Source organism: Pseudomonas sp. B21-054, from assembly GCF_026016345.1.
Lineage (GTDB): Bacteria > Pseudomonadota > Gammaproteobacteria > Pseudomonadales > Pseudomonadaceae > Aquipseudomonas.
Window position 1 is genome coordinate 3,783,939 of the sequence record NZ_CP087204.1, and the last position, 25,412, is coordinate 3,809,350.

The window sequence follows — 25,412 nt, forward strand, 5'->3', positions numbered from 1 at the left end:
GGACCTATAGGGCTATCGGCTGTCAGGTTGAGCACTTGATATCGCACGAGGCAAATTTGTTTTGACACCAGGGATTAATCGTCCTCGGCCCTGGGTCAATAAGTGAAGTCATGCCCCAGTTCTCGCTGCATCCACTCAAGAAACCGCCTGACCCGAGGGAAATTGGAGTGGGCACGGGGAAATACCAGGTGATGAGCGGTAATGGGCGCGCTGAACTGCGGCGCAACCTCGACCAAGGCACCCCGGGCGAGGTAGTCCTGCGCCAACAGCGTGCTTTCCAAGGCAAATCCCAGACCGTGGCTGGCCGCTTCCAGCGTCATGTAGGAACGGTCAAAACTCAGCGTGTAGGGTTTCTCCGGACGAGACAGGCCGTGCTGGGCAAACAGCTGCGGCCATTTGATCAGCGTGGCCTCTGACAGGATCAAATGACTGTCCAGCAAGTCCGCGATCGCCCGAATGGGGCGTTTGGCCAACAGTTTCGGCGAAGCCATGACCGCAATTTTTTCATTGCGCACCGTACGCACTTCGAAACTCGGCCAATTCGGCATGCCGTGCCGGATGTCGACGTCGATCTTGTCTCGACTGAAGTGCAGCGATTCATAGGAGCATGAGAGGTTGAGCTGGATATCGGGATGGCTCTCGCGAAACTGCTCCAGGCGCGGCATCAACCACAGCAGGCCGAAGCTGGGTGAGGAGTGCAATCGCAGGCAATCTAGGCTGACGTCACTGGCGGCGCGTTCGGTGGCCACCGCCAGGCTGTGCAAAATCCCGGAGACTTCGGTCAGGTATTGCTCCCCGACCGGTGTCAGCGTCACGCCCCTGGCGGTGCGGAAAAACAATTGTCGACCGATCATCGACTCCAGCTTGGCCAACTGGTGACTCACCGCCGAAGGCGTCAGGTCCAGCAATTCGGCCGCACGTGCGACATTACCGAAGCGAGCCGTCTGTTCAAAGGCCTGAATGGCTTTCAGGGGTGGCAGGATCGCAGGTGCATCATTGGCTGAGGGCATGGTGGCTGTCGTTCCGTTCCAGATCAAATAAACCGGGCTTCAAGCCATTCAACCATCCCGCCAGCGGGCTGGCGAGTGCTGAATTTTTTTCAGCATCGAGTGACATCCGCGTTATTGCTCAGGGTGCCCTCGCAGAACAAGCTGAGTCATCGGTTCATTACCGATCGACCCCATAACAACAATCAGAGGTGCCCTCCCATGCTTCTTCAAGGCAAAGTCGCGATCATTACCGGCGCAGCATCGGCACGCGGTATCGGCCGGGCGACAGCGAGCACTTTCGCGCAACACGGCGCTCGCGTCGTGATCCTCGACCTGGACGAATCAGCCGCCCGTGACGCCGCCACCTCCCTGGGCGAAGGCCATCTGGGCCTTGCGGCCAATGTCGCGGATGAACAGCAGGTCCAGCGCGCCGTTGCCACGGTCCTCGAGCACTTCGGGCGCATCGACATTCTCGTCAACAATGCCGGCATCACCCAACCCCTCAAGACCCTGGATATCCGCCCTTCGGATTATGACAAGGTGCTAGACGTCAGCCTGCGCGGCTCCTTGCTCATGTCCCAGGCGGTCATTCCCACCATGCGCCAACACTCCAGCGGCAGCATCGTTTGCATGTCGTCAGTGTCCGCACAACGGGGTGGCGGCATTTTCGGCGGCCCTCATTACAGCGCTGCCAAGGCCGGCGTGCTGGGACTGGCCAAAGCCATGGCCCGCGAGCTGGGGCCAGATAGAGTCCGCGTCAACGCCATCGCCCCCGGCCTTATCCACACCGATATCACCGGCGGCCTGATGCAGGACGAACGCCGCCACGCAATCATCGACGGTATTCCGCTGGGCCGCCTGGGCGAGGCCCAGGACGTTGCCAACGCGGCCCTGTTCCTGGCCAGTGACCTGTCCTCGTACCTGACCGGCATCACCCTAGATGTGAATGGCGGCATGCTGATTCACTGAGTCTCCCTGGCGGGCCTTGCGGCCCGTGCGGATCTGGATCGACGATGCAGCCGGGCCCTATGGCCTGGCGGTCAATAAAAACAAGAGATCAGACCATCATGACAACCCTGTCGCTCGAAGCGGTTTCGACCGTGCGCACCAACGCCTATCGCAAAACCGCGTGGCGCCTGATGCCTTTCCTGATGCTGTGCTACCTGTGTGCCTACCTCGATCGCGTGAACGTCGGCTTTGCCAAGCTGCAGATGATGAACGACCTGGCCCTCAGCGAAACGGTCTACGGGCTGGGCGCGGGCATGTTCTTCATCGGCTACTTTCTGTGTGAAGTGCCCAGCAACATCATTCTGCACAAGGTCGGCGCACGCGTCTGGATCGCCCGGATCATGATCACCTGGGGCATCATTTCCGCCCTGTTCGCCTTCGTCGAAACTGCCTGGCAGTTCTATGCCCTGCGCTTTCTGCTCGGGGTCGCCGAAGCCGGCCTGGCGCCAGGTCTATTGCTCTATCTGACCTACTGGTTTCCGTCGTATCGGCGTGCCCGCATGACGGTGTTGTGGTTCATCGCCATTCCCCTGTCGGGCATGGTCGGCGGCCCGTTGTCTGGCTGGATCATGAACCATTTCGCCGGCCTGCACGGCTGGGCCGGATGGCAGTGGATGTTTGTCCTGGAAGCCATACCCACGGTCGTGGTCGGACTGTTGGTACTGAGCTACCTCAAGGACGGCGTACACCAGGCCAGTTGGCTCGATGACGACGAGAAAGCCCTGATCAGCCGCGAGCTGGCCGAGGACGACCAAAAGAAAGTCACCCATGCTTCGGTGGGCGAGTTCATTCGCGACCGACGCCTGTGGCTGTTGGCGGGGATTTATTTCTGCGTGGTGATGGGCCAGTACGCAATCACCTTCTGGCTGCCCACGCTGGTGCGCAACGCGGGGGTGTCCGATCCTCTGCACATCGGCCTTCTGACCAGCCTGCCCTACATCTGCGCCATTGCAGCGATGTTGCTGGTCGGACGCAGCGGTGACAAACATCGCGAGCGCCGTTGGCACTTGATCGTGCCGATGATTGCCGGTGCGCTGGGCTTGACCCTCGCCGCACTGCTGGGCGGCAACATCGTGCTCTCGATCCTGAGCCTGTGCCTGGCGGCGTCCGGCATCCTGTCCGCCTCCTCGATGTTCTGGATGCTGCCGACCACCTTACTCGGAGGGGTATCAGCCGCCGCCGGCATCGCGGCGGTCAACAGCTTCGCCAACCTCGCGGGCTTCTGCTCGCCCTACCTGATTGGCTGGATTACCACACAGACTGGCTCCAGCGCCATCGGCATGTACCTGATCACCGGCGTGCTGCTGGGTGGTGCCTCGCTGGTACTGCGCATTCCCGCCGCCCTGGTCAATCGTTGAGTCACCGGAGTTTCTACCATGACAACCCCTGCCCCACACGCTTCATCCACGCCGCTGACCGAGCGCGCCCATAACATCCGCCGCCACGCACTGCGCATGGGTCAGGTCCAGGGCCAAGGCTATGTCGGCCAGGCCCTCGGCGCTGCCGATCTGTTGGCGGTCTCATATTTTCACGCACTGAACTATCGGCCCGCGGAACCTGAATGGGAGGAACGCGATCGCTTCTATCTCTCCATCGGCCACTACGCGATTGCGCTGTATGCGGCCCTGATCGAAGCCGACATCATCCCGCTCGATGAATTGGAAACCTATGGCGCGGACGATAGCCGCCTGCCCATGTCGGGCATGGCGACTTATACCCCCGGCATGGAAATCACGGGCGGCTCCCTCGGCCACGGCCTGGGCATCGCGGTAGGTGCCTGCCTGGGCCTCAAGCGCAAAGGATCGCCCGCCTTCGTCTACAACCTGCTGTCGGACGGTGAATTGAACGAAGGCTCGACCTGGGAAGCCGTCATGTCGGCGTCGCACTGGAAGCTCGACAACCTGATCGCCATTGTCGACGTCAACAACCAACAGGCCGATGGCTACTCCAGCGAAATCCTCTCGTTCGAACCCATTGTCGACCGCTGGCAAGCCTTTGGCTGGTTCACCCAGCGCGTCGATGGCAATGACTTGGAGGCGTTGGTCGCCGCCTTCGACGCTGCGCGCCAGCACCCCGCCGGCCAACCGCGGGTGATCATCTGCGATACCCGCATGGGCAAAGGCGTGCAGTTTCTGGAAAACCGCGAAAAAACTCACTTCATCCGGGTCGAAGAACACGAGTGGGACCTGGCGTTGAACCACCTTGAAGAAGGAAAAACCAATGAGTAACGCCGCCAGCATACCGACTGCACAGGGTGAGCCGGGCAAAAAGCGCCTGACCACCTCAGCGATGATCGCCTCGATTGCCTCCGAGGGCCAAGCGACCAGGGCTGCGCCCTTTGGCCACGCGCTGGCGGCACTGGCCGACCAGCGCCCAGACATCGTCGGGCTGTCGGCCGACTTGTCCAAGTACACCGACCTGCACATCTTCGCCAAGGCGCACCCGGATCGTTTCTATCAGATGGGCATGGCCGAGCAGCTGCTGATGAGCGCCGCGGCCGGCATGGCCCGTGAAGGCTTCGTGCCCTTTGCCACGACCTACGCAGTGTTTGCCTCCCGTCGGGCCTATGACTTCATTTGCATGGCCATTGCCGAGGAAAACCTCAACGTCAAGATCGTCTGCGGTTTGCCTGGCCTCACCACCGGCTATGGCCCCAGCCACCAGGCTACCGATGACCTGGCGATCTTTCGCGCGATGCCTAACCTGATGGTGATCGACCCGTGCGACGCACTGGAGATCGAGCAGGCAGTGCCAGCCATTGCCGCGCACCAGGGCCCGGTTTATATGCGTTTACTGCGCGGCAACGTGCCCGTGGTGCTGGACGAGTACGGCTACACCTTCGAGATCGGCAAAGCAAAGACCCTGCGCACCGGCAACGATGTGTTAATCATTTCCACCGGCTTGATGACGATGCGTGCCTTGGAGGCGGCCAAGCAACTGCAGGCCGATGGGGTGGATGTCGCGGTGCTGCATGTGCCTACAATCAAGCCGCTGGATGAACACACCATCCTGGCCGAAGCCAGCAGGCCCGGCCGCCTGGTGGTGACCGCCGAAAACAGCTCGATCATCGGTGGGCTGGGCGAAGCGGTGGCGACGATCCTGTTGCGCAATGGCGTGACACCGACGTTCAGGCAGATCGCCTTGCCGGACGCCTTCCTGGATGCCGGCGCCCTGCCGACGTTGCATGATCGCTACGGCATTTCCACCCAGGCGGTTTGCACGCAAATCAAGGCTTGGTTGTAAGGATAAAGCGCGGGTGTGCCTGGCAACAGGCACACCCGCCGTCCAGCGCGAAGGGAGCAGAACCTTGAGGCGAAATGAACGGCTTGATCCCGTCTTCCAGAGCCTTGTCAGCCCGGGTACCGAAGCGTGGTCATTCGACACGCTACCGGCCATTCGGGCGCGTGTGCATTCGACGTTCAAATCCGTGCAACGCACCGGCGGCGATGAGTGCTGGACCACAAGCTTTGATGCGCAACGCCTGCGTCTGTGCCTGTACAGACCCAAGGCGTCGGTGCGTGGCGCAGCCCTTCCAGTCATCCTGTATCTCCACGGTGGAGGTTTCGTACTTGGAAAGCCCGAAATGGCAGATGACCTTCTTTGGCATCTGACTCATGAACTGCAAACGGTCATCGTCGCGGTAGATTATCGACTGGCGCCCGAGCATCCTTTCCCAGTGCCGCTTGAAGACTGCCATGCCGCGCTCGGCTGGATATTCGACAACCAGCGCAACTTCAATCTGGATCCCGAGCGCGTCGTGGTCATGGGACATAGCGCCGGAGGCGGGCTTGCCGCCGCGCTGTGCATCCTAGCCCGCGACCGAGGCCAGCATCCCCTTGCCGGACAAGTGCTCATCTATCCGATGCTCGATCACCGCACAGGCTCGGCCGACTCGCCTCATACCCTTCCAGGCACCGCCGGGCTCAGCTGGTTACCGGCGCCCAATCAATTCTGCTGGGATTGCCTTCGCGGCGGCTACAAGCTGGACGACCACCGTGTCGGCCTGTTTTCACCGGCCATGCACACGGACCTTCGAAACTTGCCGCCTACCTTCATGTCCGTCGGTTCACAGGACCTGTTCCTCGAGGAGGACGTTGACTTCGCAATGAGATTGTCCCGCGCAGGGGTCGCCATGGAGCTTCATGTCTACCCTGGCGCCCCGCATATGTTCGATCAGGTGGCTGGACGTATCACGGCTCAGTCGATACTCGACACCACTCGGGCGCTGAAAGCACTCCTCGAATAGCAAAGGCGATTCAGGCCGTTCCAACCGACACTCTCATTCGCCCTCTCACGCCCTCAGGGCCGGCCTTCAAAACCCGAACAATGAGCGGGGTGCCTCTACCAGCAACGCACGCATCAACGGCGCCGGGCACTGCAAGGCTTGCAACTGCGCCATCACCCCATCGAAACCGACGTGTGCTTCATGCTGCGTATGTGGCCAGTCGCTGCCCCACACCAAGCGATGAGGGCCGAAGCTCTGCTCCAGCAGAGGCATTACGGCGCGGGTGAATGCCAGGTTCTGTTGATCCGTCCCGGCCAATCGATAAATGCCGGAAACCTTCATCCACACTCGCCCGCTCAGGCCCAGCTCCATCAACTCGGCAAAGCCGGGTTGATCGGTGCCCAAACGCGCATCGGGACGGCCGAAGTGATCGACCACGAGCTTGACGCCAAATGGCATCAGTTGCCGAATCAGTTCCGGCAGATCCGGCGCTTGGCGGTGCAATTCGACGTGCCAGTCCAAGTCAGCGATGTGCCCGAAAAAGTCGCGCCAGGCCGCATCGCGAAAGTCAGGCAGGGCTTTGCCCATCAGATTCAGTCGAACGCCAACCACCCCCAGACGGGCCATGTCGTTCAACACGACACGGCTGACGTCTCGCTCCAGCACCACGACGCCGCGCAATTGCTCCGGAGCCTGCCGCAGTGCCGCCAGCAGGTAGCTGTTATCGGTGCCGAGAAAGCTTGGCTGCACCAATACGCCATGGCTCAGGTCGTGGGTTTGCAAGTGTTTCAGGTACTGCGTGAGCGTGGCGTCATAACCGGGGGTATAACGCCGTGCTGCGGCCAGCTTTAGCTCGCGACTGAACACATGTGCGTGGGAATCGATGCCGGTGATCGGCGTTGAACAGGTATCAGGCATGGGTTTCATCTATCGAAGTGAAGATCATCAGGCTCGGGCGCTCTCGGTCCCGCTGGCAGAAGCCTGCACCGATGCAGGCGAGGCTTCGAGGCTGCGACCTCGGGTTTCGGGCAGGCACAGTGCCGCGAGTACGGCCACGCCGTAGGCGATCCCGGCATCGATGCCAATGGCCGATCCCAGGGACATCGAATCACTCATGTGCCCCACCAGGAATGGGAACACCGCCGAAAGCACACGACCGAAGTTGTAGCAGAAGCCGACACCGGCGCCACGCACGTCCGCCGGGTACAACTCGTTGAACAGCGCGCCCAGGCTCGCCGGAATCCCGGCCGCGAAGAAGCCGAGCGGGAAACCCAGGAACAGCATCTGGGTATTGCTCAGTGGCAGGAACACGTAGCACTGCACGGTCACGACGCAGCACAACGCGAACAACACGATGTTTTTGCGCCGGCCAATGCGATCGATCATAAATCCACTGACCACGCAGCCACACCAGAACGCGAAGATGATGACCGCCAGGTAACCGCCGGAGTTCAGCACCGACAGGTTCCGCTCGGTTTTAAGGAACGTTGGCAGCCAGGTCATCACCGCGTGGTAACCACCGTGCGCCCCCAGGCCCAACAGTCCGCCAAACAACGTGACGCGGATCAGCTCGGGGCGAAAAATACCGCCCAGGGATTTGAAGAAATTCTGCGGGATGGCTTGTTCTTTTTTCAGGCGCTGGTAGCTGTCGGGCTCTTCAACGTTGCGCCGCACCCAGATGATCAGGAACGACGGCAGCAGGCCCACAATGAACATCACCCGCCAGGCCATGTCCTGCGGCACGAGGGAGTAGATCAGCGTGAAGACCCCCACCGCCAGCCCCCAACCCACCGCCCAGGCACTTTGTACGGTGCCCATGACCTTGCCGCGGTATTTGGGATTGATGGTCTCGGCCATCAGTACCGCACCAGCAGCCCATTCCCCACCGATCCCGAAACCCTGCAAGGCCTTGACGATCAACAGTTGGTGAAAACCGGTGACGAATGCAGACAGGAAGGTGAAGCACGAGAACCACAGGATCATCCACTGCAGCGTGCGCACCCGACCGTAACGATCCGACAGCGTCCCGCCGACCCAACCGCCAAGGGCCGAGGTCACCAGGGTGACGCCGCTGATCAGCCCCGCATCGCCCTTGCTCAAGGCGAACGCGGCAATCAGTGCCGGTATCGCCAGGCCGAACATCTGCACTTCCAGGGCATCGAGCGACCATCCGCCGAAACAGGCCCAAAACGTTTTGCGCTCCCGCGCAGTGACTTGGCGATACCAACTGAACATGTTTTTTATCCTTGTAGGTGAAACGAAAGGCAGCCGAGAGCGAACCGCGCCGCTACAGGGCCAGTCAGGGCATACAAAACGATAAAGACAGCGGCGACCGGCTCGCCGCTGTACGCCGTGCTAATCCGCGAGGATCAGCGGATTTCCACGCTGTAGCGGAAATGCTCGGCACGCCCGCGAGAGCGTCGCCACTCCAGTGGGGTGCCGGCGTAGTCCCGCGCCAGGCGCTCGATCACCACCACCGGGCTGTTTACCGGTACACGGAGCAATCGTGCGTGCACCTCATTCACCGATTCAGCGGTGAGGGTTTCTTCGGCATAGGCGACCACCTGACCGCAGGTTTCTTCGTAGATGGGATAGAGCAAGGGCCCTTTTTGACTCAGGTCGATCTCGAGCAAAGGTTGAAAGCGGCTGCGCGGCAGCCAGATCTCTTCGGCGAGCACCGGTTCCACGTCCAGCAGACGCACCCGAACGATACGAATCACCGGGGCGTCGGGCGTCAGCCCCAACGCTTGGGCCACCGCCGAGGGCGCAGGCACGGGCTCGATCGACAAGATGCGGCTCTCCGGCACCCGACGCTCACCCGCAGCAGTTTGAAAGCGGAAGAAGCGGAATAGCGATGATTGGAACTGCGGTCGGCGAACAAAAGTGCCACGGCCTTGCTGGCGCTCCAGGACACCCTCGCTGACCAAGGCATCGATCGCCTTGCGCACAGTGCCGGTGGACAGTTGGTGCTCGGCCGACAGCGCGGCCTCGGTAGGAATCGCCTCCCCCGGACGCCAGCGATTGTTGGCGATCTGTTCGGCCAATTGGTCGCGCAAACGTTGGTAAAGCGGTAGGCGGACATCACTGGAGAGGGATTTCATCGACTTTATTCACTTTGTTATCTAGTCATCTATATGAATATATGTGGCGAGTATTTGCCGAGGCTCGATGGTTGTCAAGAATGCCTGGATGTCTCGTTGACGAATGGGTGAAGAATCCATTTCAACGCAGACCCGGATGGACCCTCAGGCTGCAGACGTAGTACATTGGACAAAAGCCGATAAATATCCGCTTTCTGAGCCAGGACCTGATGTTTGAACGGCCTGCACTGTCATCCCTCTGCCGCGACGGTAATAGCATGATCGAAATCACCGAAGTCTCCATTGCCCAACTGCGTGCGGCCCTCGATTCCGGCCAGACGACTGCGGTAGAGCTGGTCCAGGCCTATCTCGCCAGGATCGATGCGTACGACGGACCGGACACGCCCACGGCCCTCAACGCGGTGGTGGTTCGCAACCCTGATGCCCTCAAGGAAGCACAGGCATCCGATGCCCGGCGAGCCAGCGGCCAGACGCTGGGTCCGCTTGACGGCATTCCCTATACCGCCAAGGACAGTTATCTGGTGAAGGGCCTTACCGCCGCTTCCGGAAGTCCGGCATTCAAGGACTTGGTTGCCTATCGCGATGCGTTCACGATCGAGCGGCTGCGCGCCGCCGGGGCGATTTGCCTGGGCAAGACCAATATGCCGCCCATGGCCAATGGCGGCATGCAACGCGGGGTGTATGGCCGCGCGGAGAGCCCGTACAACGGCGACTATCTCACGGCGCCTTTCGCCTCGGGCTCCTCGAACGGTGCGGGTACCGCCACCGCAGCCAGTTTCGCGGCGTTCGGCCTCGCGGAAGAAACCTGGTCGAGTGGACGCGGCCCGGCATCGAACAACGGGCTGTGCGCCTACACGCCTTCGCGCGGCGTGATCTCCGTGCGAGGCAACTGGCCGCTGACCCCGACAATGGACGTTGTCGTGCCCTTCGCCAGGACTATGGCCGACCTGCTCGAGGTGCTGGACGTGGTGGTGGCGAATGACCCTGAGACGCGGGGAGACTTGTGGCGCCTGCAACCCTGGGTGCCCATCCCCAGTGTCGAGTCGGTGCGTCCCGTCTCGTATCCAGGCCTGGCCACCAGCCCTGCTGGACTCGCCGGCATCCGCTTCGGCGTACCCCGCATGTACATCAACGCCGATCCCGAGGCAGGCACGGCGGAGGCGCCCGGCATCGGCGGTCCGACGGGACAACGCATTATCACCCGCGCCTCGGTGATCGCCCTCTGGGAACAGGCCCGCCAGGCCCTCGAAGCCTGTGGCGCCAAAGTGGTCGAGGTGGATTTCCCACTGGTGTCCAACTGTGAAGGTGATCGCCCCGGCGCACCGACCGTATTCACCCGTGGCCTGGTTTCCAAGGAATTCCTGCGCCATGAGTTGTGGGACCTGTCGGCCTGGGCCTTCGATGATTTCCTGCGGGCCAATGGCGATCCGGCATTGAATCGCCTGGCCGACGTCGATGGACCGAAGATCTTCCCCCACGACCCCGGCACCCTGCCCAACCGCGAGGACGATCTCGCCGCCGGCATGGATGAGTACGTGAAGATGGCCGAGCGCGGCATCACTCCCTGGGACCAGATCCCCACCTTGCCCGACGGATTGCGCGGTCTTGAACAGACTCGTCGAATCGACCTTGAAGAGTGGATGGACAGGCTTGGCCTCGACGCGGTGATATTCCCGACCGTCGCCGACGTCGGGCCGGCGGATGCCGATGTCAATCCAGCGTCTGCCGATATCGCCTGGAGCAATGGGGTCTGGGTCGCCAATGGCAACCTCGCCATCCGGCACCTGGGCGTCCCCACCGTGACAGTGCCGATGGGTGTCATGGCGGACATCGGCATGCCCGTCGGCCTGACGTTTGCCGGGCGTGCCTATGACGATTCGACGTTGCTGCGCCTGGCCTCGGCGTTTGAGGCGACGGGTTCCAAGCGGTTGATCCCGCCTCGGACGCCGCCGCTGTCAACTGTCGGGAAATAAATCGCGGTCCCGATCCGGGAGCTTGCCGATACCGGGCAAGCTCCCATCGACCTAGCGCGTCCGATGGCCGACCTCCAACCGGCTGAAGGTGACCTGGGCGCCTTCGCTTTTATAGCCGGTATTGTCCAGGGCGTAGGCGCCCGCCTTGAAGTACAGCAGCTTGTTCTTCCAGCTGGAGCTCAACTGCTTGCCCCATTGATTCCCCTGGGCACTGACCTTCAAATAGCCGGCCGGGCTCAAGCGCACTTCGTAGGATAATTTCTGTTTCAGGTCCACCCCCTCGGCGATGACAACAGTCCTGTCGGCACTGTTGGGCTTGAGGCGATAATTCACCACCACCCTGCCGGTTTTCTTCGGTGGATCGTAAAGGTATTCAACTTTTAGCAGCGGGCCCTTGCCTTGATAGATATGTATCTGCCCGATAACAATCCGGCCCTCGGAAGGCATCTGATTGACGATCAGGCTCGCTGAAAGCCGATGTTCTGCTTCGGGGTAAGTCCAATTCCGCAGCCGCCCGTCCCGGAATGTCTCCCGAAGCTCACTGCGGGGGAATTCGGACTTGGAAGTCGTCGAGCCCGTCACCGGTGCCCAGAAAAACAAGGTGTTGCCGGACCGAAAATACTTGTCGGAGTAGCCCTTCACCAGCCGCGGGGTTTCAATCACCTTCGCGGGGGAGCCTTCAGGAATCGTCAGATTCCAGGATGACAGATCAATCATGTAGTGAACTCCTTGGCCTCGCGCCAGAATTGATGGAGCTGTGTACAGATCAACCCAGGCTACTCCTCCAAGCCCCGATGTCCACGCCGTCTATCACATCGCCCTTGGCGCACGACGACAGGTGCCTTGCACCCGCCTGCGCAGATAAGCGCAATTAACAACGTTTAACTCGCACATCCCGCTTCCCTCCATCAAGAATGCAGCCCTTCAGACCTATCGCCTGAAGCTGGAAACCGCGCCCAGCGCGCGGTGCGCCAGCGCCTATTTCACTGAGACGCAACGTTGCCACGGTTCACGCATCGCACACGTTTGTGTCACTTCACACGCGGAAATTGAAGCATGCTGTTTGCGTCAAGACACCTCACCGCCCCGGGGCAAGCACCCTCCTCCCTGAAACCCCTTTGGCTACTTGTGGTACTCAGCGGCAGCACCGCACCCGCAATGGCGGCAGAAATCCCACAAAGCGCTCCCGGCTTGCTCGAGGGCGCAAGGCTTGAGGTACTCAGCCGCAACTTCTACCTCAACAATGACTATCGCTCACCGACAGCGGCGGGCAAAAGCTACAAACAGGAATGGGCCCAGGGTTTCATCGCCTCGTTCGAGTCCGGCTTCACCCCGGGCATGATCGGCATGGGTGTCGATGCCCACGGTTTCCTGGGTTTGAAGCTGGACGGCGGCAAAGGGCACTCAGGGACGGGCTTATTGCCGTTGAATGATGATGGGCAAAGCGAAGATGGCTACTCCAGCGCTGGCGGCGCGTTGAAACTCAAGGCCTCACGGACCACCCTGGCGGTCGGCGAAATGACGGTGGAGAGCCCGGTATTCGATACAGCCGACAAGCGTCTGCAACCGGAATACGCCAGCGGTTTGCTGCTCTCCAGTCGAGAATTCGAAGGGGTCGATCTGCAAGCGGGCCACTTCAGTGCGTTCAAGAATCAGGACGCCTCGACCGGCAAGGGTGACTTTTCCGGTTATGGCGCGACAACGCGCAACGGCGCCATCGACTTCATCGGCGCCGACCTGTTCACCGGCCAAGCCCTGGGCGGTGCGCTCTATGCCAGCGAGCTGAGCGATACCTGGCGCCAGTACTACGCCAACCTGCACACCACCCTTGGCGACCTGTTCCTCGATGGCAACCTGTACCGAACCCGCGATCAAGGCAGGGCCAGCGCCGGGGCCATCGACACCACAGCCTATAGCCTGCTCGGTAAATATCGGATCAATGCCCAGGCGTTCACCCTGGCCTATCAGAAAATCAACGGCGACACGCCCTTCGATTTCGTCGGTGGCGATTCCATCTACCTGGCCAACTCGATCAAATATGCCGACTTCAACGGCCCGGGCGAGCGCTCCTGGCAAGCGCGCTACGACCTCGACCTGGGCGCCTTGGGCATTCCCGGCCTGAACTTCATGGTCCGCTATGTGAGTGGACGCGGGATCGACGGCAGCCATGCCCCCCGAGGCGGCGCCTACAACCCGTTCGATGCGGACACCGGCACCTACCGTCCGGCGCAAGGGGACGGCGGACGCCATTGGGAGCGCGACCTGGACCTGCGCTACACCGTGCAGTCTGGCCCGGCCAAGGACCTGTCGCTGCAACTGTCCCATGTCACCCACCGCGCCAACAGCGCCCAGGCCGGCGATGATATCGACCGGCTGTATATCGTCATCCAGTACCCGCTCAAGCTGGGGCCGTTCTGAACGTCCCTACAACCGAAAATACCGCTGCAGGACATGGGAAAGCAGGTCCACCGTTTCATCAGCGTGTGACGCCTGGGAGCGCATGAACACAACCTCATGCTCCGGGATGAAAGGCAGGTCTTCGAGGATTTGCATGTTATCCGTCACCCGGGCGCGGTCTATCAGGCTGATGGCCAAACCGGCCTCCACGCAAGCCTTGACCGCCTGGTTGGAGGGGCTTTCCAGGACGACGCGTGTCCTGCGGCCGCTTAGCCTGAGGGCCTGAATCATGGCTTGTCGATAAGGACACTGCGCCGCATGTACAGCCAGTGGCAGTGGATCCGCCGAGGCCAGCGCTGCGTTGATCGGCCCCACCCAGACGGGCCAGGTGGAAACCAGCACTTGAGCGGCTACATCCGACGCCCCCTTTGGCTGGGTAATGACCGCCGCCTGGAGTTTGCCGCGCCGGACCAGCTCACGTAGCGCATAGCTTGGCGCGGTCTTGAGCTCCAGCACCACGTTTGGCCACGCGTCCGCGAAGGTCGGGAGGATGTCGCGGATGACATGCTCGGCATATTCATCCGGCACCCCCAAGGTGATGCGTCCCGCCAGACGGGTTCCGTGCAGATCGGCCAGCACCCGATCATGGGTGCTGAGCAGCTCCGTCGTCGACACGAGCAAGCGCTTGCCGAGGGCGGTCAGGGAAACCGACTGATTATCCCGATTGAGCAAACGGCCCCCGGCGACCGCTTCCAGCCGCTGTATGTGCACGCTCACCGCCGCCGGGCTTTTGTGCAGTTGTTCTGCCGCCGCACTGAATTTGCCGATTCGCGCCACGGCGTGAAACGTACGGATCAGATCGATATCGAGGATGGCCGTCATGATTCAATCTTCGTGAATGACTGATGCAAGCTATTTTGATTTATTAGATTAGGCGGCTTTCGTAGTCTGGGGCCATGAATCCGACCAAATCGATTTCCTGTCCTTCCCTCTCCCGCCCCAACTGGCGCCAGATCGTTGCGCTGCCCTTGCTTGAAGCGGCATTGCTGTTGACCTGGAGTTCCGGGTTCATCGGCGCGCGGTTCTCCCTCGACTACGCACCGGCGTTGCTGGTGGTGTTCTGGCGCTGTGTCGTGGTCACGCTGGTCCTGTATCCCTTCGTTGCCAGGCAACTGTGGCGCACGTCATTTGCAGTGCTGCTGAAAAACGCCGGCATCGGCCTCCTGGCCATGGCAGGTTATCTGGCTGGCATCACCCAAGGCATCGCCCTGGGAGTACCGGCAGGCCTGGCCGCGCTTTTCGCTGACCTGCTGCCGCTGGGCCTGGCGCTGTTGGCCGCCGGCGTCCTGCGACAGCGACTGGCCTGGCAGGTCTGGGCAGGCTTGGTCATCGGCCTGCTCGGCGTCGTACTGGTGACCCAGGGCGCGTTGGCGTGGGGCGATGCCCCTTGGTGGGCCTATGGCCTGCCGCTGCTGGGCATGCTTTCCCTCGCCGTCGCGACACTGTGGCAGAAGTACCTGCCCCCTTCGCAATCGCTGGGCCTGCTGCCCAACCTGTGGCTGCAATGTTGTGTGTCGGGCTTCGCGTTCGCCCTGGTCGAGGGGAGCCAGGGCAGCCTGGCGCCAATACCCAGCAGCGGTTTTGTATTGAGCGTCTTGTGGACGGCGGGATTGTCCACGATGGGCGGGTATGGACTCTATTGGCTGTGCCTGCGTCGCACGACAGCCACCCGAGTCGCCAGCGTCTTGTACCTCAGCCCGCCCATTACGATGCTCTGGGCGTGGGCCATGTTCAACGAACCGCTGTCCTGGCAAATGGCGGCGGGCATGGCGGTGTCCGGCGTCGGAATCTGGATCGTCGTACGCACGGAAGCCCGGCAGGCTCAGCGGCGAGAGGCAGGCTCCCCCGAATCAACCTAGCACTTCGTTGATGCTCGGCGTGTCATGGTTGCCGTTCTTCGATATCCAAATCGAAAACTGGCCGGTGCTGGCGGCGTACATGGCTCGGATCGAGGCACGTCCCAGTGTTCGGGCCGCCATCGCTGCGGAAGCGGCCACTTCACCGATCTAATAGCCATACTGATAGCCCTGGAATCACTCTTCGCCACGCTACTGGGCCTGCTGTTTCATCACCGCCTGCCAACACCGTTGGAAGCGTCGGGGCTGGCTGGCGTATTGGTGGGGGTCATCATGGCGGTTCGTATCATCCTGACGCCCCATGCCCCCGGACGAAACACCTCGGCACGGGCCTCATCCTGATCGGGCTTGTCGTCCCACTTTCTGAATCAGATGGGCCGTGATCATCTCCAACAAGACCTCGACCTTGGGAAGTTTCTCGCGGCTTTTCTGCCAGAGGAGATTGATCGCCATGCCATCGGTGGCCAAATGCGCAAGGACTTCAACCAGTGTGCCCTCCTCCAGCTGCCGCTGGATCAACCAGGTGGGTAACTGCGCGATGCCGAACCCGGCCATTGCCGCCGCAACCAGGCCTTCACCATCGCCCAGGACGAACGTTGGCGAAACCGGTTTGCTGAGGGTTTCGCCCGCAGAGCGCCCCGCAAAATTCCAGGGGCTGACCTTTCCATCCAGCCAGCCGTATGCAAGACACTGGTGATGCTCAAGATCGCCCTCGGTCAAGGGCGTCCCCTGGCGGGCCAGATAAGCCGGTGAGGCGCAGAAGACATGCCATTCATCACCCAGGTGGCGACGCCCCCATGTATCGGGCCAAACCTGCGAGCCCCCGATACTGACGATGATATCCACGCCTTCCTGCATGGGGTCGGTGTATCGACCGGAAAACGAGATGTGTGGCACCAGCAGGGGGTGCTCCCGGGTGCACTGCAAGATGATCGCAAGCACTTGCGAACGGCCGAAGGCGCCTGGCAGATCAATTCGAACCCTGCCATGTGGCTCCAGGTTCGTGGCTTGCAGGGATAGCTCGGCCTCTTCGAGGTCTGCAAGCACACCGGTACAGGTGCGATAGAACGCGCGCCCCGCATCCGTCAGGGCGACACGTCGGGTCGTACGCTCGAACAGTCGAACCCCGAGTCGAGTTTCCAGGCGCGCAACGCTCTTGCTGATTGCAGAGCCAGTGAGGCTCATTCGCTCAGCGGCGGCCTTGAAGCTTCCGGCCTCCGCGACGCAGACAAATACGTCGATGCCTTTCAGCCGTTCAGAAGAAAACATAGACATCCTGTATTCATGAATTCAGTTCAAGAAAGTTGGGAAAAATCATCATAAATCAGAATCAGGTTCCTCAGTAAGCTTGGCACTTGCGCACTACGACGCTGGCAACGCCCTACAAATGACCCGATTGAATGATGAGGCATGGATGCTCGCCACCCTTAAAAACTACCCCACGACCGTCAATCTGCTGCTTTCTGCATCGCTGATACTGACGCTGGCCCGCGCGATCACGCTGCCCTATCTGGTGATTTATCTGTCGAACAGCTTTGGACTCAGCGTTGCCGACATCGGCCTGGTGATTGGTAGCACCCTGATCATCGGGTCGTTGTTGAGCCTCTATGGCGGCTTCCTGGTGGACAGGATCCCCAGCTACCGACTCATTTTGTGGCTCAGCGGTGTGTTCGCCGCGGGATTTCTCGGGACGTTCCTGGCCCGCGATCTCTGGCTGTTCTACCTGTGCCTGGTCCTGATCAATCTGGCTTATGCGGTCATCGACATAGCGATCAAGGCAGCGTTTGGCAGTTTGCTTGCCGTCGATGCCCGCAGCGAAGTGTTCTCGATCAAATACACACTGACCAACATCGGCTACGCCGTTGGGCCATTTCTCGGCGCGGGCGTGGCCACGCTGGACATCAGCTTGCCGTTTCTCCTGTCCGCCGGGCTGGGCGCCGGGTATTTTTTCATCCACTTCGTGTGGGGCGACCGGCACATGGCTGCCATCGACACGAGCCAAGCGCCGGTACCCTTTCTGACGATAGGAAAGCTGCTGCTCCAGGACTACCGGCTCGTGTGCTTTACCCTTGGCGGGTTACTCAGTGCCGTGGTCTTCGGCCAGTTCACGGCCTATCTCTCGCAATACCTGGTGGTGACCACCACGCCAGAGGCCACCTACTCGATCATCAGCGCCATTGTGACGACCAACGCGCTGATGGTGATCAGCCTGCAATACGCTGTGGGTAGAAGGATTTCCCGCCAGCACCTGAATCTGTGGCTGGTCGCGGGCTTGAGCATGTTCCTCTTGGGACTGGCAGGTTTCGCCCTGTCCGACACGGTGTTGTTCTGGGTGATGTCCATGGCCGTTTTCACTGTCGGTGAGATTATCGTATTCCCGGCGGAATACATGTTCATCGACAACATCGCGCCCAATCACTTGCGGGGCGTGTACTACGGAACGCAGAACCTGAGCAACCTGGGTGCCGCCTCCGGGCCGGTTCTTTGTGGACTGGTGTTGGCGACACAGGCGCCCCACTGCATTTTCTATATGCTCGCGCTCTTCATTGTTTCAGGGGGCGTATTTTATTTACTGGGGGCGTCCAACCTGATCAGTCCACCCGCCAGGGAAAAGGATTGAAGGGCTTGGACACATCAACTGAAGTCAAAGCCTCCAGCCGGAAGATGACCGACCGCGGGCCTTGCGTACAAATACCCCTGCATCAGCTCGATCCCCATGCCTAAAAGCATCGAGCTCTCTTCCGGAGTCTCGACACCTTCGGCGATGACCAGGATCTCCAAGCGCTTGGCGACCAGGATGATGCCTTCGACAATCGCTTGCTTGACCGAGTCCTGATCAATGCCTCGGGTCAGTGCCATATCAATCTTCAGAACCTGTGGCTGGAACATGGCCAGCAGGTTGAGGCCCGAATAGCCAGCGCCAAAATCGTCGATGGCGGTGATGAAACCCTGGCGCTCGTACTCCACGAAAATAGACTTGAGGTGGTCAGGGTCTACCACCTTCTCGCCCTCGGTCACTTCGAACATGAGCCTTTCCAGGGGGAAATTCGTCAGCCGCGCCACTTCCAGGGTGGCCCGGATACAGGTCTCTGGCCGGTATACGGCGTTGGGCAGGAAATTAATGCTCAGCAAGCAATCGGGAATATCCAGAATGCCCAGCCTCGCGGCTTCTTCGATGGCCTTCACCCGGCACGCCTGGTCGAATCGGTAGCGGTTGCTGTCGTTCACCAGCCCCAGGATGTAGCCCGCCGACTCGCCATTGACGCCCCTGACCAGAGCCTCATAAGCAAACGCAGCGCGTGTTCGGACATTGAAGATTGGCTGGAAAGCCATGGTGAAATCGAACCCCAACGCCTCGTGGTTGCGGCATTCGGCGCAGCCGAGCGATTGGAACGGAGGGCGTTTCGTCATGATCAAGAGTCCGTGGCGGTAGTGATACATCCCTGCAGTTACAAGGAACTGTAGCCAACAGCACCTGAATCGGCACGGACCGACGTTTCTGTAGCGCTACCTGACCGGCTTATCTTCTGCGACACAAATCGGCCGTTGACTCGGGTCAACAGCACAAAGTGACTTGCTATCCCTTGGAGCAAACCAACCAGGCCCTGGTAATGGAGCGATCAACGGCGCCATCGTGCTCATCCCCTGACCGCCAACAGACTGCCCTGCACCGAATACAGGGCCCGCTCCGTCGTGCTGCCGATCAAGCGTTCAAAGCCGGCGCGTTGTGCGGTGCCCATCACCACCACGTCAGCCTGGAACTCCTCGATGAACTCATGGATCACCGGCACGGGCAAGCCGACGACGAAGTGCCGACGCTCGGCCGGTACAGCGCAACGCTCGGCAAAGTGGACGAACGCCACGTGCAGGGTTTCTCGCAGTGCATCGGCAAAATCGTCGTCCCAGGCCCCGGCCAGCAACGAAGCTTCCCCATTGAAGGCTGGCGACAGATCACAGGCATACAGCAAATGCAGCGGCGCATCGCATTGCAGGGCCAATGCCCCGGCGGTCAGGACGATGCGCTCGTTCAAGGCATTGGCCTCGGGGTCCGAGGGGTCCACCGCAGCCACCACTCGACGCGGCAAGCCATGCACCGCCCGGTTGACCAAATGCACCGGTACCGGGCAGTCGCGCAGCAAATGACAATCCAGAGGCGTTGCAAAAACACGCTTGAGCAAGGGTTCGAGGGTGACGTCCTTGATCAACACGTCAGGCTGGAACTGTTCGACGTAGCGAAGGATGTCCAACAATGGATGAGTGGTCCACACCACGTGCGTGCTCACCTCCAGCCCTTCTTCCTTGAGCAGCGCCGCCTCCTCCACCATCCAGCGGCGGTAACGGTGCATATAGCGCTGCACGGTGGCTTCGTCGATTTTTTCACCCCATAGGTGGGTGCGCGCCGGCGGTTGCACAAAGGCACACAAATGCAACTCGGCGCCGCTGGCCCTGGCCAGGGCACAGGCCCGACGCATGGCGGCGGAAGGATGCAGATCGGGTTCGACGATCAACAACAGACGCTGGTATTGCCCCATCGCACACCTCCATTGGGTTGTTCACCTCAGAGTCGAGCTCTCGCACCCGCGCGTTGCGGCGCGATCTGCAGCGTGCACCCATCAAGGCCCCGAACGGTTTGATCTGAATCAAGCTGCGGACAATCGATGAAGGAATACATGAGCACTGATCCAGATCAGAACCGATCGCCACCGCGAGCGTAGAACAGTATCGAATGCGTAGCTTTTGCCGAACCGCACGCGCCCATCCGATGGAGGATCGCATCATGCTCACTGTCAAAGACCACAACGAACGCGCCGCTGCCCTGTACGCCAGCATCAGCGGTAAACACTGGATCCAGGCACTCAAGGACGGCCGCCACGTGTTGATCAGACCGCTAAGGGATGAAGATCGCCAGCGCGAATATGACTTCATCAAGCGTCTGTCACCCGAGTCGCGGCACATGCGTTTCCTGGGGCAAATCAATGAACCCGGCACGGCGCTGCTCGATCAGTTGATGGATGTCGATTGCAAGACGCGCATGGCCTACATTGCCCTGGTCCACGACAACGGCCAATTGATCGAGATCGGTGTCAGCCGCTATTGCGCCACCAGCGAACACGAATGCGAGTGCGCCGTGACCGTCGCCGATCCGTGGCAGCACCTGGGCTTGGGGACGTTGTTGATGGAACATCTGATCGACACCGCGCGCAAGAATGGCTATCGCCAGATGTACTCCGTCGACGCTGCCAGCAACGCCCCGATGCGGGAGCTGGCCCATAGCCTGGGATTCGAAACCCACAGCGACCCCGACGACACCCGACAAGTCATTCACCGGATCTATCTATAGCCCTGGAAGCTGGCGCGAGGCCTTGATCCGGCCTCGCTCAGCGTTGCCCTCATCATTCCTGCGGCTTGATTGCCAACACACTGCAAGGAGCCCGTTGCAAAATGAGCTCGGCGGTGGTGCCCAAACGTCTGTCCAGGCCGCGATGCCCAGTAGTGCCCATGACGATCACGTCAATCTGATCATCAGCCGCGAACGTGCAGATGCTGTTCAGTGGTGAGCCTTCAATGAAATGGCGCTGCAGCGGCGCGACCCCATGCCGCTCGGCCAGGGACTCGAACACCTCGTGCTGCGCCTCGCCCAATGCTTCATAGAGCCCTGTGGCCAGGGGAAGCGCGCCCATGCCCATGTCCGAGGCGTAGACCGCCGTCCAGTCAAAGGCGTGCAGCAACTCAACCTGAGCGTTGCATTGCTCGGCCAGCTTCACGGCGGCATCGACGATCCGGTCGTTGAACACCAGGTCCTGATCCTCGCTGCGCAGCACATCGACAATCGCCAGGATCCGCCGAGGCCGGGGGTGGCGTGAGTCCGTGACCAGATGCACCGGTACCGGACAGTCACGCAGCAAACGCCAGTCCAGCGGTGTGAAAAAGATCCGCTTCATCGCCGGTTCCGGCTGCGCGTCCTTGATGATCAGGGTCAATGGCATCTCTTTGACGTATTGCTGCAAGGCTTGGTAAGGATCCTTGCCCCACACCACTTCGCACGTCACCTCGACCCCGTGCCGGCGGGCCAACTCAGCTTGTTGCCACAGCCAGTGCCGGTGCGTCTCCAGGTAGCCTTCACGCGCCCTCTTGACCTGCTCTGGCGCGAAGAGACCGGCCACCGAGAGCAGATCCAGATAGTCGATCGCGACGATGTGCAGAGGCAAATCCATGGCCAGGGCCAGTTCGGTGGCGCGGTCGAACGCTGGCGTACGAATCATGGCGTCAGGGGCCAATAACAACAATCGTTGAGTCTGGGACATGGAACACCTCGGCACGTGGCGGCAGCCACCTAAGGGATTGAGGCTTCCAGAATGAACGCCTGCCCAACGCAGGACTTGATCTTCATCAAACTGCCATCACTCAGTTTCACAGACTTGGGAGCAGAAGCCCGGCCCACCACGCCAGCGTCACCAGCACCTGTCCGGGAATGACATACCCGGCAAAACCTCGCCCGCCACTGAGCCAGGCCACCACGCATTTGCTCAGGGAATTGGCACTCAGCGCCATCAAGACCGGCACGGCGATGGCGTTGAAGGGCAACAACCCGGCCTTTGCCAGGGAAGCGATGGAGGCTGTCGACGCGTGGGCATCGGCGAGCCCGCTGAAAATCGCGGTCACGATCACCCCCGCCTGTCCGAATCCGTCGAGCATGGCCGATGACAACACGGTAATCCCGGTCATCATCAGCGTCACCATCAACGCCAGTTTGAGGCTGAACGCACCGCCCACCTTGATCGGCGCATCGGCCTGCCCCCGTGGAACGGAGAACATCAGCACGCTGGCATAAACCAATGTCATCAAAAGGCCGCACAACAAGGGGCCCCACATCCAACGCAACAAGGCCGGTTCCACGGTACCGAGGATCAGTGCCATCTGTATCAGGGTCGCCAGGTTGGATAACACGGCGGCGGCGCTCAGCACCTTGAGATCGGCTGGTTGTTTGGCGGCGATGTCGCCCATGGCGGCGATGGTCACCGTGGCGGAGGCGAACCCCGAGGCAATCGCGCTCAGGGCGTAACCGTAGCGGCTGCCCAGGGTGCGAACCGCGATGTGTCCCAGCGCCCCCACCGCCATCAGCATGACGGTCAGGGTGCAAATGGTGCGCAGGTTGATCGCGTGGTAAGGCCCGAGGAAACGATCCGGCGCCAGCGGTAGCACGACCAGCGCAGCGATCAACAACACCAGGCCATCACGCAGTTCGGCCTCGGTCAACTGGCTGCGAGCGAAGTGGTGCAACGGCTGGCGGCTGGCGAGCAGCCCGACCATGACCACGCCAATGGCGATTGCCAGGGCTGGGGCACTCACGCAGAGCGCACCCAATACCAATACGGCGAACAACGCCACTTCGCTGGTGATGCCGGGGTCATTCTCAAGATTTCGCCAATACGCCGTGGTGACCAGCGCGCCCAGCGCAAGCGCGACGAACCCGAGCAATAACGGCCCGCCGGCTTGAACCGTGACATACCCCAGCAACGAGGTGATGGCAAAGGTCCGCAGGCCGGCGAAGTCACGCCGGTCGTGCTCGCCCTTGCGCCGCTCACGTTCGAGCCCCACCAGCAAACCGATTCCCAGCGCAGCGGCAGCATTGGCAAAGCCCAGGGTTTCGGTCATGACGGCAGCTCTAGGACGGTGGAACCAGTTGTACCTGAATCTGGCGTAAAACCCGAGCCTGCTCCACGCTCGTTCTGGAAAGATTGATCATGATCAACGAGGCGCCTTGTCCGACGTCGCAAATGTCGTTTACAGCGCTTTCGGCTGAGTTTGATACAGATCAAGTGATCGCTGCGGGCAGAGGACATGATCAAACCCAGACACCACGCCGAGCGAACGGTCGCCCGGTGCTAACAGGTCCTTGCCCGGGAGGTTTGTCATGTCTACCCAATCACGCTTGATGTTGGTCGTTTCGCCGCTAACGGAACACAGTCCAGCCTTCGATCGGGCAGCCGCCTTGGCCAAGGCTGAAGGCGCCGCACTGCATATCGTCGCGTTCGACTACCTCGAAGGCTTGGCCACGGCCGGCCTGGTCAACGAGCAGGCGCTGGAAGAGATGCGCCTGGGCTACATTGAACGCCATCGGCACTGGCTGGAGGAACAGGCCAGGCCGCTGCGCAAGCTCGGCATCGAAGTCACCACCGAAGTGACCTGGGTCGAGCGGCCGCTGCAGGAGATCCTCATCCACCTCAAGGAACAGCCAATGGCTGCACTGATCAAGGCGGTGGACCCTGAATCCTGGTTCTCGCGCCTGATGTTCACCCCTCTGGACGTGCATCTTCTGCGCGAATGCGAAGTGCCGTTGCACTTCGTCAACAAGGTCGCCCATGCGCGGCCACGGAAAATCCTCGCCGCCATCGACCCCTTCCATCAGGACGGACGCTACGAAGGCCTCAACGACCGGATCCTGAGCGAAGCCAACAAACTGGCGCTCAGCTGCGATGCAACGCTGGAGGTCGTCTACGCCTATGATCTTTCGGCCATCACCGCTTCTGAATATGGCTTCGGTAACGGCTCGATGTTTTTTTCCTCGACCCTGGCCCAACAACTCTATGAATCCCAAGGCGACGCCTTCGATGCACTGGCCGAACGCAACGGCATCGCCCCGGAACAGCGGCGCATGATCATGGGCGACCCGGCCAAGGTCCTGGCCAGCTACGCCGCGGCCCATGACATCGATGTGATCGTCATGGGTCGAGTACGCTACGGCACCCTGGACAAACTGATCGGCAGTACCGTGGAGGGGCTGCTGTACAAGATGCCGTGCAGCTTGTGGGTGATTGCGCCGCAGCAGGTCGGTTGATCGGTTGATCGGTTGATCGGTTGATCGGTTGATCGCATGATCGTTGCCGGCTTGGACAAGCAGGTTGAATATCAACGATTGTGTACCGGAGTACACCCATGAATGTTGACTGGCTCAACTTCACACCTTGGTCATCCCTCGCCGGCGGCATGCTGATTGGCCTGGCTGCCAGCCTGTTCGTCGTTGCCAATGGGCGCATCGCCGGCATCAGTGGGCTGATCGGCAGTCTCCTGCAGCGTGGGAGCGAGGGCGTCAGCGAGAAGGCCTTGTTTCTCCTCGGCCTACTGATCGCACCGCTTCTATGGGGGGTGTTTGCCACCTTGCCGCGGATCGAGTTTCAGAATGGCTGGCTCGGCCTTCTCGTCGCCGGTCTGTTGGTGGGTATCGGCACCCGCTACGGTTCGGGCTGCACGAGTGGGCATGGTGTGTGCGGCCTATCGCGCCTTTCACCGCGTTCGATGATCGCCACGGCATGCTTCATGTTCAGTGGTTTCGCGACGGTATTTGTCCTGCGTCATGTGATGGGGACTTGAACATGCTCAAACTGACCGCATTCATAGCCGGCCTGTTGTTCGGTTTGGGCTTGCTCCTGGCGGGCATGGCCAACCCGACAAAAGTACTGGCCTTCCTGGACCTGACTGGCGCCTGGGACCCTTCCCTGGCCCTGGTGATGATCGGGGCGATCGGCGTTGCCATCGGCCCACTGACTTGGGCACGCCAGCAGTCCCGTTCACTGCTGGGAAGCCCTATGCAGTTACCGGTCAAGCGCGAACTGGAGCCGCGCCTGATCGGCGGTAGCCTGGTGTTCGGCATCGGCTGGGGAGTAGCGGGTATCTGTCCCGGCCCCGCCGTGGCAATCCTGCTGACCGGACACTGGCAAATCCTTGTGTTCATGCTGGCCATGCTGGCTGGCATGTTGTTGTTCACGGCGCTGGAGACCCGGCGCCCTCATTGAGCCCCTGCC

General features: G+C 61.0%; 24 protein-coding genes and 1 pseudogene. 14 read left to right on the top strand and 11 right to left on the bottom strand.

The genetic code is table 11. From position 1 onward, the window contains the following. Positions 1–95: 95 nt before the first annotated feature. Positions 96–1,010 (bottom strand): LysR substrate-binding domain-containing protein, encoded by a 915-nt coding sequence (locus LOY70_RS16455; RefSeq protein WP_265028472.1) that lies wholly within the window; start codon positions 1,008–1,010, stop codon positions 96–98. A 198-nt stretch (positions 1,011–1,208) separates the two neighbouring features. Here LOY70_RS16455 and LOY70_RS16460 point away from each other — a divergent pair, with 198 nt between their 5' ends. The 5 genes from LOY70_RS16460 (at position 1,209) to LOY70_RS16480 (ending at position 6,243) form a co-directional block, all read left to right on the top strand. After that, positions 1,209–1,958 carry an SDR family NAD(P)-dependent oxidoreductase gene (locus tag LOY70_RS16460; protein WP_265028473.1) on the top strand — a complete coding sequence of 250 codons (750 nt, stop codon included), beginning with the start codon at positions 1,209–1,211 and terminating at the stop codon, positions 1,956–1,958. Positions 1,959–2,056: 98 nt separating this feature from the next. Further along, complete coding sequence (locus LOY70_RS16465; protein WP_265028474.1) at positions 2,057–3,355, top strand: MFS transporter; 1,299 nt, start codon at positions 2,057–2,059, stop codon at positions 3,353–3,355. Positions 3,356–3,373: 18 nt separating this feature from the next. Then, entirely contained in the window at positions 3,374–4,225 is an 852-nt protein-coding gene (locus tag LOY70_RS16470) for a transketolase (protein ID WP_265028475.1), read from the top strand. Beyond that, positions 4,218–5,240 carry a transketolase family protein gene (locus LOY70_RS16475; RefSeq protein ID WP_265028476.1) on the top strand — a complete coding sequence of 341 codons (1,023 nt, stop codon included), beginning with the start codon at positions 4,218–4,220 and terminating at the stop codon, positions 5,238–5,240. The genes LOY70_RS16470 and LOY70_RS16475 overlap by 8 nt, the downstream gene beginning before the upstream one ends. Before the next feature lie 64 nt (positions 5,241–5,304). Then, complete coding sequence (locus LOY70_RS16480; protein WP_265028477.1) at positions 5,305–6,243, top strand: alpha/beta hydrolase; 939 nt, start codon at positions 5,305–5,307, stop codon at positions 6,241–6,243. Between the two features lie 66 nt (positions 6,244–6,309). On the opposite strand, the gene LOY70_RS16485 is transcribed toward LOY70_RS16480, so the two are convergent. The 3 genes from LOY70_RS16485 to LOY70_RS16495 form a co-directional block, all read right to left on the bottom strand. After that, the gene (locus tag LOY70_RS16485) at positions 6,310–7,140 is read right to left on the bottom strand and encodes an amidohydrolase family protein (protein ID WP_265028478.1); all 831 of its coding nucleotides are present in this window, start codon (positions 7,138–7,140) and stop codon (positions 6,310–6,312) included. Between the two features lie 27 nt (positions 7,141–7,167). After that, complete coding sequence (locus LOY70_RS16490; RefSeq protein WP_265028479.1) at positions 7,168–8,457, bottom strand: MFS transporter; 1,290 nt, start codon at positions 8,455–8,457, stop codon at positions 7,168–7,170. 134 nt (positions 8,458–8,591) lie between these two features. Then, a complete protein-coding gene (locus LOY70_RS16495) occupies positions 8,592–9,323 on the bottom strand; it encodes a GntR family transcriptional regulator (protein ID WP_265028480.1) in 732 nt (243 codons plus the stop codon). Positions 9,324–9,580: 257 nt separating this feature from the next. On the opposite strand from LOY70_RS16495, the gene LOY70_RS16500 reads away from it, so the two are divergent. Further along, positions 9,581–11,296 (top strand): amidase, encoded by a 1,716-nt coding sequence (locus LOY70_RS16500; RefSeq protein ID WP_265028481.1) that lies wholly within the window; start codon positions 9,581–9,583, stop codon positions 11,294–11,296. Between the two features lie 51 nt (positions 11,297–11,347). Here LOY70_RS16500 and LOY70_RS16505 read toward each other — a convergent pair whose 3' ends face one another. Next, positions 11,348–12,013, bottom strand: a complete 666-nt coding sequence (locus LOY70_RS16505; RefSeq protein WP_123416907.1) for a polysaccharide lyase family 7 protein — start codon at positions 12,011–12,013, stop codon at positions 11,348–11,350. A gap of 339 nt (positions 12,014–12,352) precedes the next feature. Between LOY70_RS16505 and LOY70_RS16510 the strand changes: the two genes are divergently transcribed. Then, complete coding sequence (locus LOY70_RS16510) at positions 12,353–13,714, top strand: OprD family porin (protein WP_265028482.1); 1,362 nt, start codon at positions 12,353–12,355, stop codon at positions 13,712–13,714. A gap of 6 nt (positions 13,715–13,720) precedes the next feature. On the opposite strand, the gene LOY70_RS16515 is transcribed toward LOY70_RS16510, so the two are convergent. Then, entirely contained in the window at positions 13,721–14,575 is an 855-nt protein-coding gene (locus LOY70_RS16515; RefSeq protein ID WP_265028483.1) for a LysR family transcriptional regulator, read from the bottom strand. A 74-nt stretch (positions 14,576–14,649) separates the two neighbouring features. Here LOY70_RS16515 and LOY70_RS16520 point away from each other — a divergent pair, with 74 nt between their 5' ends. Together LOY70_RS16520 and LOY70_RS16530 are read left to right on the top strand one after the other, a co-directional pair. Beyond that, positions 14,650–15,612 carry a DMT family transporter gene (locus LOY70_RS16520; RefSeq protein ID WP_265028484.1) on the top strand — a complete coding sequence of 321 codons (963 nt, stop codon included), beginning with the start codon at positions 14,650–14,652 and terminating at the stop codon, positions 15,610–15,612. A 159-nt stretch (positions 15,613–15,771) separates the two neighbouring features. Next, positions 15,772–15,951 (top strand): annotated as a pseudogene (locus LOY70_RS16530) (EamA/RhaT family transporter); the annotation flags it as partial. On the opposite strand, the gene LOY70_RS16535 reads toward LOY70_RS16530, so the two are convergent. Continuing rightward, complete coding sequence (locus LOY70_RS16535; protein ID WP_265028485.1) at positions 15,943–16,878, bottom strand: LysR family transcriptional regulator; 936 nt, start codon at positions 16,876–16,878, stop codon at positions 15,943–15,945. The pseudogene LOY70_RS16530 and the gene LOY70_RS16535 overlap by 9 nt on opposite strands. Positions 16,879–17,023: 145 nt before the next feature. Between LOY70_RS16535 and LOY70_RS16540 the strand changes: the two genes are divergently transcribed. Beyond that, a complete protein-coding gene (locus LOY70_RS16540) occupies positions 17,024–18,229 on the top strand; it encodes an MFS transporter (protein ID WP_265028486.1) in 1,206 nt (401 codons plus the stop codon). A 14-nt stretch (positions 18,230–18,243) separates the two neighbouring features. Here LOY70_RS16540 and LOY70_RS16545 read toward each other — a convergent pair whose 3' ends face one another. Both LOY70_RS16545 and LOY70_RS16550 read right to left on the bottom strand, forming a co-directional pair. Then, entirely contained in the window at positions 18,244–19,020 is a 777-nt protein-coding gene (locus tag LOY70_RS16545; RefSeq protein WP_265038089.1) for an EAL domain-containing protein, read from the bottom strand. A gap of 227 nt (positions 19,021–19,247) precedes the next feature. Further along, positions 19,248–20,141, bottom strand: coding sequence for a universal stress protein (locus LOY70_RS16550; RefSeq protein WP_265028487.1), 894 nt, complete (start codon positions 20,139–20,141; stop codon positions 19,248–19,250). A gap of 245 nt (positions 20,142–20,386) precedes the next feature. Between LOY70_RS16550 and LOY70_RS16555 the strand changes: the two genes are divergently transcribed. Next, the gene (locus LOY70_RS16555) at positions 20,387–20,950 is read left to right on the top strand and encodes a GNAT family N-acetyltransferase (protein WP_265028488.1); all 564 of its coding nucleotides are present in this window, start codon (positions 20,387–20,389) and stop codon (positions 20,948–20,950) included. A gap of 52 nt (positions 20,951–21,002) precedes the next feature. Here LOY70_RS16555 and LOY70_RS16560 read toward each other — a convergent pair whose 3' ends face one another. Together LOY70_RS16560 and LOY70_RS16565 are read right to left on the bottom strand one after the other, a co-directional pair. After that, positions 21,003–21,914 (bottom strand): universal stress protein, encoded by a 912-nt coding sequence (locus tag LOY70_RS16560; RefSeq protein ID WP_265028489.1) that lies wholly within the window; start codon positions 21,912–21,914, stop codon positions 21,003–21,005. Positions 21,915–22,020: 106 nt separating this feature from the next. Then, positions 22,021–23,265 (bottom strand): MgtC/SapB family protein, encoded by a 1,245-nt coding sequence (locus tag LOY70_RS16565; protein ID WP_265028490.1) that lies wholly within the window; start codon positions 23,263–23,265, stop codon positions 22,021–22,023. 259 nt (positions 23,266–23,524) lie between these two features. On the opposite strand from LOY70_RS16565, the gene LOY70_RS16570 reads away from it, so the two are divergent. The 3 genes from LOY70_RS16570 to LOY70_RS16580 all read left to right on the top strand — a co-directional run bounded on the left by LOY70_RS16570 (position 23,525) and on the right by LOY70_RS16580 (position 25,403). Further along, positions 23,525–24,448 (top strand): universal stress protein, encoded by a 924-nt coding sequence (locus LOY70_RS16570; RefSeq protein WP_265028491.1) that lies wholly within the window; start codon positions 23,525–23,527, stop codon positions 24,446–24,448. 98 nt (positions 24,449–24,546) lie between these two features. Continuing rightward, on the top strand, positions 24,547–24,981 hold the full coding sequence (locus LOY70_RS16575) for a YeeE/YedE family protein (protein ID WP_265028492.1): 435 nt from the start codon (positions 24,547–24,549) through the stop codon (positions 24,979–24,981). 2 nt (positions 24,982–24,983) lie between these two features. After that, a complete protein-coding gene (locus LOY70_RS16580) occupies positions 24,984–25,403 on the top strand; it encodes a DUF6691 family protein (protein ID WP_265028493.1) in 420 nt (139 codons plus the stop codon). Positions 25,404–25,412 lie beyond the last annotated feature (9 nt).

Excerpts from the sequence above, each read along its gene's own strand:
- LOY70_RS16455 (WP_265028472.1), bottom strand. The coding sequence starts at position 1,010 with ATGCCCTCAGCCAATGATGCACCTGCGATCCTGCCACCCCTGAAAGCC.
- LOY70_RS16460 (WP_265028473.1), top strand. The coding sequence starts at position 1,209 with ATGCTTCTTCAAGGCAAAGTCGCGATCATTACCGGCGCAGCATCGGCA.
- LOY70_RS16465 (WP_265028474.1), top strand. The coding sequence starts at position 2,057 with ATGACAACCCTGTCGCTCGAAGCGGTTTCGACCGTGCGCACCAACGCC.
- LOY70_RS16470 (WP_265028475.1), top strand. The coding sequence starts at position 3,374 with ATGACAACCCCTGCCCCACACGCTTCATCCACGCCGCTGACCGAGCGC.
- LOY70_RS16475 (WP_265028476.1), top strand. The coding sequence starts at position 4,218 with ATGAGTAACGCCGCCAGCATACCGACTGCACAGGGTGAGCCGGGCAAA.
- LOY70_RS16485 (WP_265028478.1), bottom strand. The coding sequence starts at position 7,140 with ATGCCTGATACCTGTTCAACGCCGATCACCGGCATCGATTCCCACGCA.
- LOY70_RS16490 (WP_265028479.1), bottom strand. The coding sequence starts at position 8,457 with ATGTTCAGTTGGTATCGCCAAGTCACTGCGCGGGAGCGCAAAACGTTT.
- LOY70_RS16495 (WP_265028480.1), bottom strand. The coding sequence starts at position 9,323 with ATGAAATCCCTCTCCAGTGATGTCCGCCTACCGCTTTACCAACGTTTG.
- LOY70_RS16500 (WP_265028481.1), top strand. The coding sequence starts at position 9,581 with ATGATCGAAATCACCGAAGTCTCCATTGCCCAACTGCGTGCGGCCCTC.
- LOY70_RS16505 (WP_123416907.1), bottom strand. The coding sequence starts at position 12,013 with ATGATTGATCTGTCATCCTGGAATCTGACGATTCCTGAAGGCTCCCCC.
- LOY70_RS16510 (WP_265028482.1), top strand. The coding sequence starts at position 12,353 with ATGCTGTTTGCGTCAAGACACCTCACCGCCCCGGGGCAAGCACCCTCC.
- LOY70_RS16515 (WP_265028483.1), bottom strand. The coding sequence starts at position 14,575 with ATGACGGCCATCCTCGATATCGATCTGATCCGTACGTTTCACGCCGTG.
- LOY70_RS16520 (WP_265028484.1), top strand. The coding sequence starts at position 14,650 with ATGAATCCGACCAAATCGATTTCCTGTCCTTCCCTCTCCCGCCCCAAC.
- LOY70_RS16535 (WP_265028485.1), bottom strand. The coding sequence starts at position 16,878 with ATGTTTTCTTCTGAACGGCTGAAAGGCATCGACGTATTTGTCTGCGTC.
- LOY70_RS16540 (WP_265028486.1), top strand. The coding sequence starts at position 17,024 with ATGCTCGCCACCCTTAAAAACTACCCCACGACCGTCAATCTGCTGCTT.
- LOY70_RS16545 (WP_265038089.1), bottom strand. The coding sequence starts at position 19,020 with ATGACGAAACGCCCTCCGTTCCAATCGCTCGGCTGCGCCGAATGCCGC.
- LOY70_RS16550 (WP_265028487.1), bottom strand. The coding sequence starts at position 20,141 with ATGGGGCAATACCAGCGTCTGTTGTTGATCGTCGAACCCGATCTGCAT.
- LOY70_RS16555 (WP_265028488.1), top strand. The coding sequence starts at position 20,387 with ATGCTCACTGTCAAAGACCACAACGAACGCGCCGCTGCCCTGTACGCC.
- LOY70_RS16560 (WP_265028489.1), bottom strand. The coding sequence starts at position 21,914 with ATGTCCCAGACTCAACGATTGTTGTTATTGGCCCCTGACGCCATGATT.
- LOY70_RS16565 (WP_265028490.1), bottom strand. The coding sequence starts at position 23,265 with ATGACCGAAACCCTGGGCTTTGCCAATGCTGCCGCTGCGCTGGGAATC.
- LOY70_RS16570 (WP_265028491.1), top strand. The coding sequence starts at position 23,525 with ATGTCTACCCAATCACGCTTGATGTTGGTCGTTTCGCCGCTAACGGAA.
- LOY70_RS16575 (WP_265028492.1), top strand. The coding sequence starts at position 24,547 with ATGAATGTTGACTGGCTCAACTTCACACCTTGGTCATCCCTCGCCGGC.
- LOY70_RS16580 (WP_265028493.1), top strand. The coding sequence starts at position 24,984 with ATGCTCAAACTGACCGCATTCATAGCCGGCCTGTTGTTCGGTTTGGGC.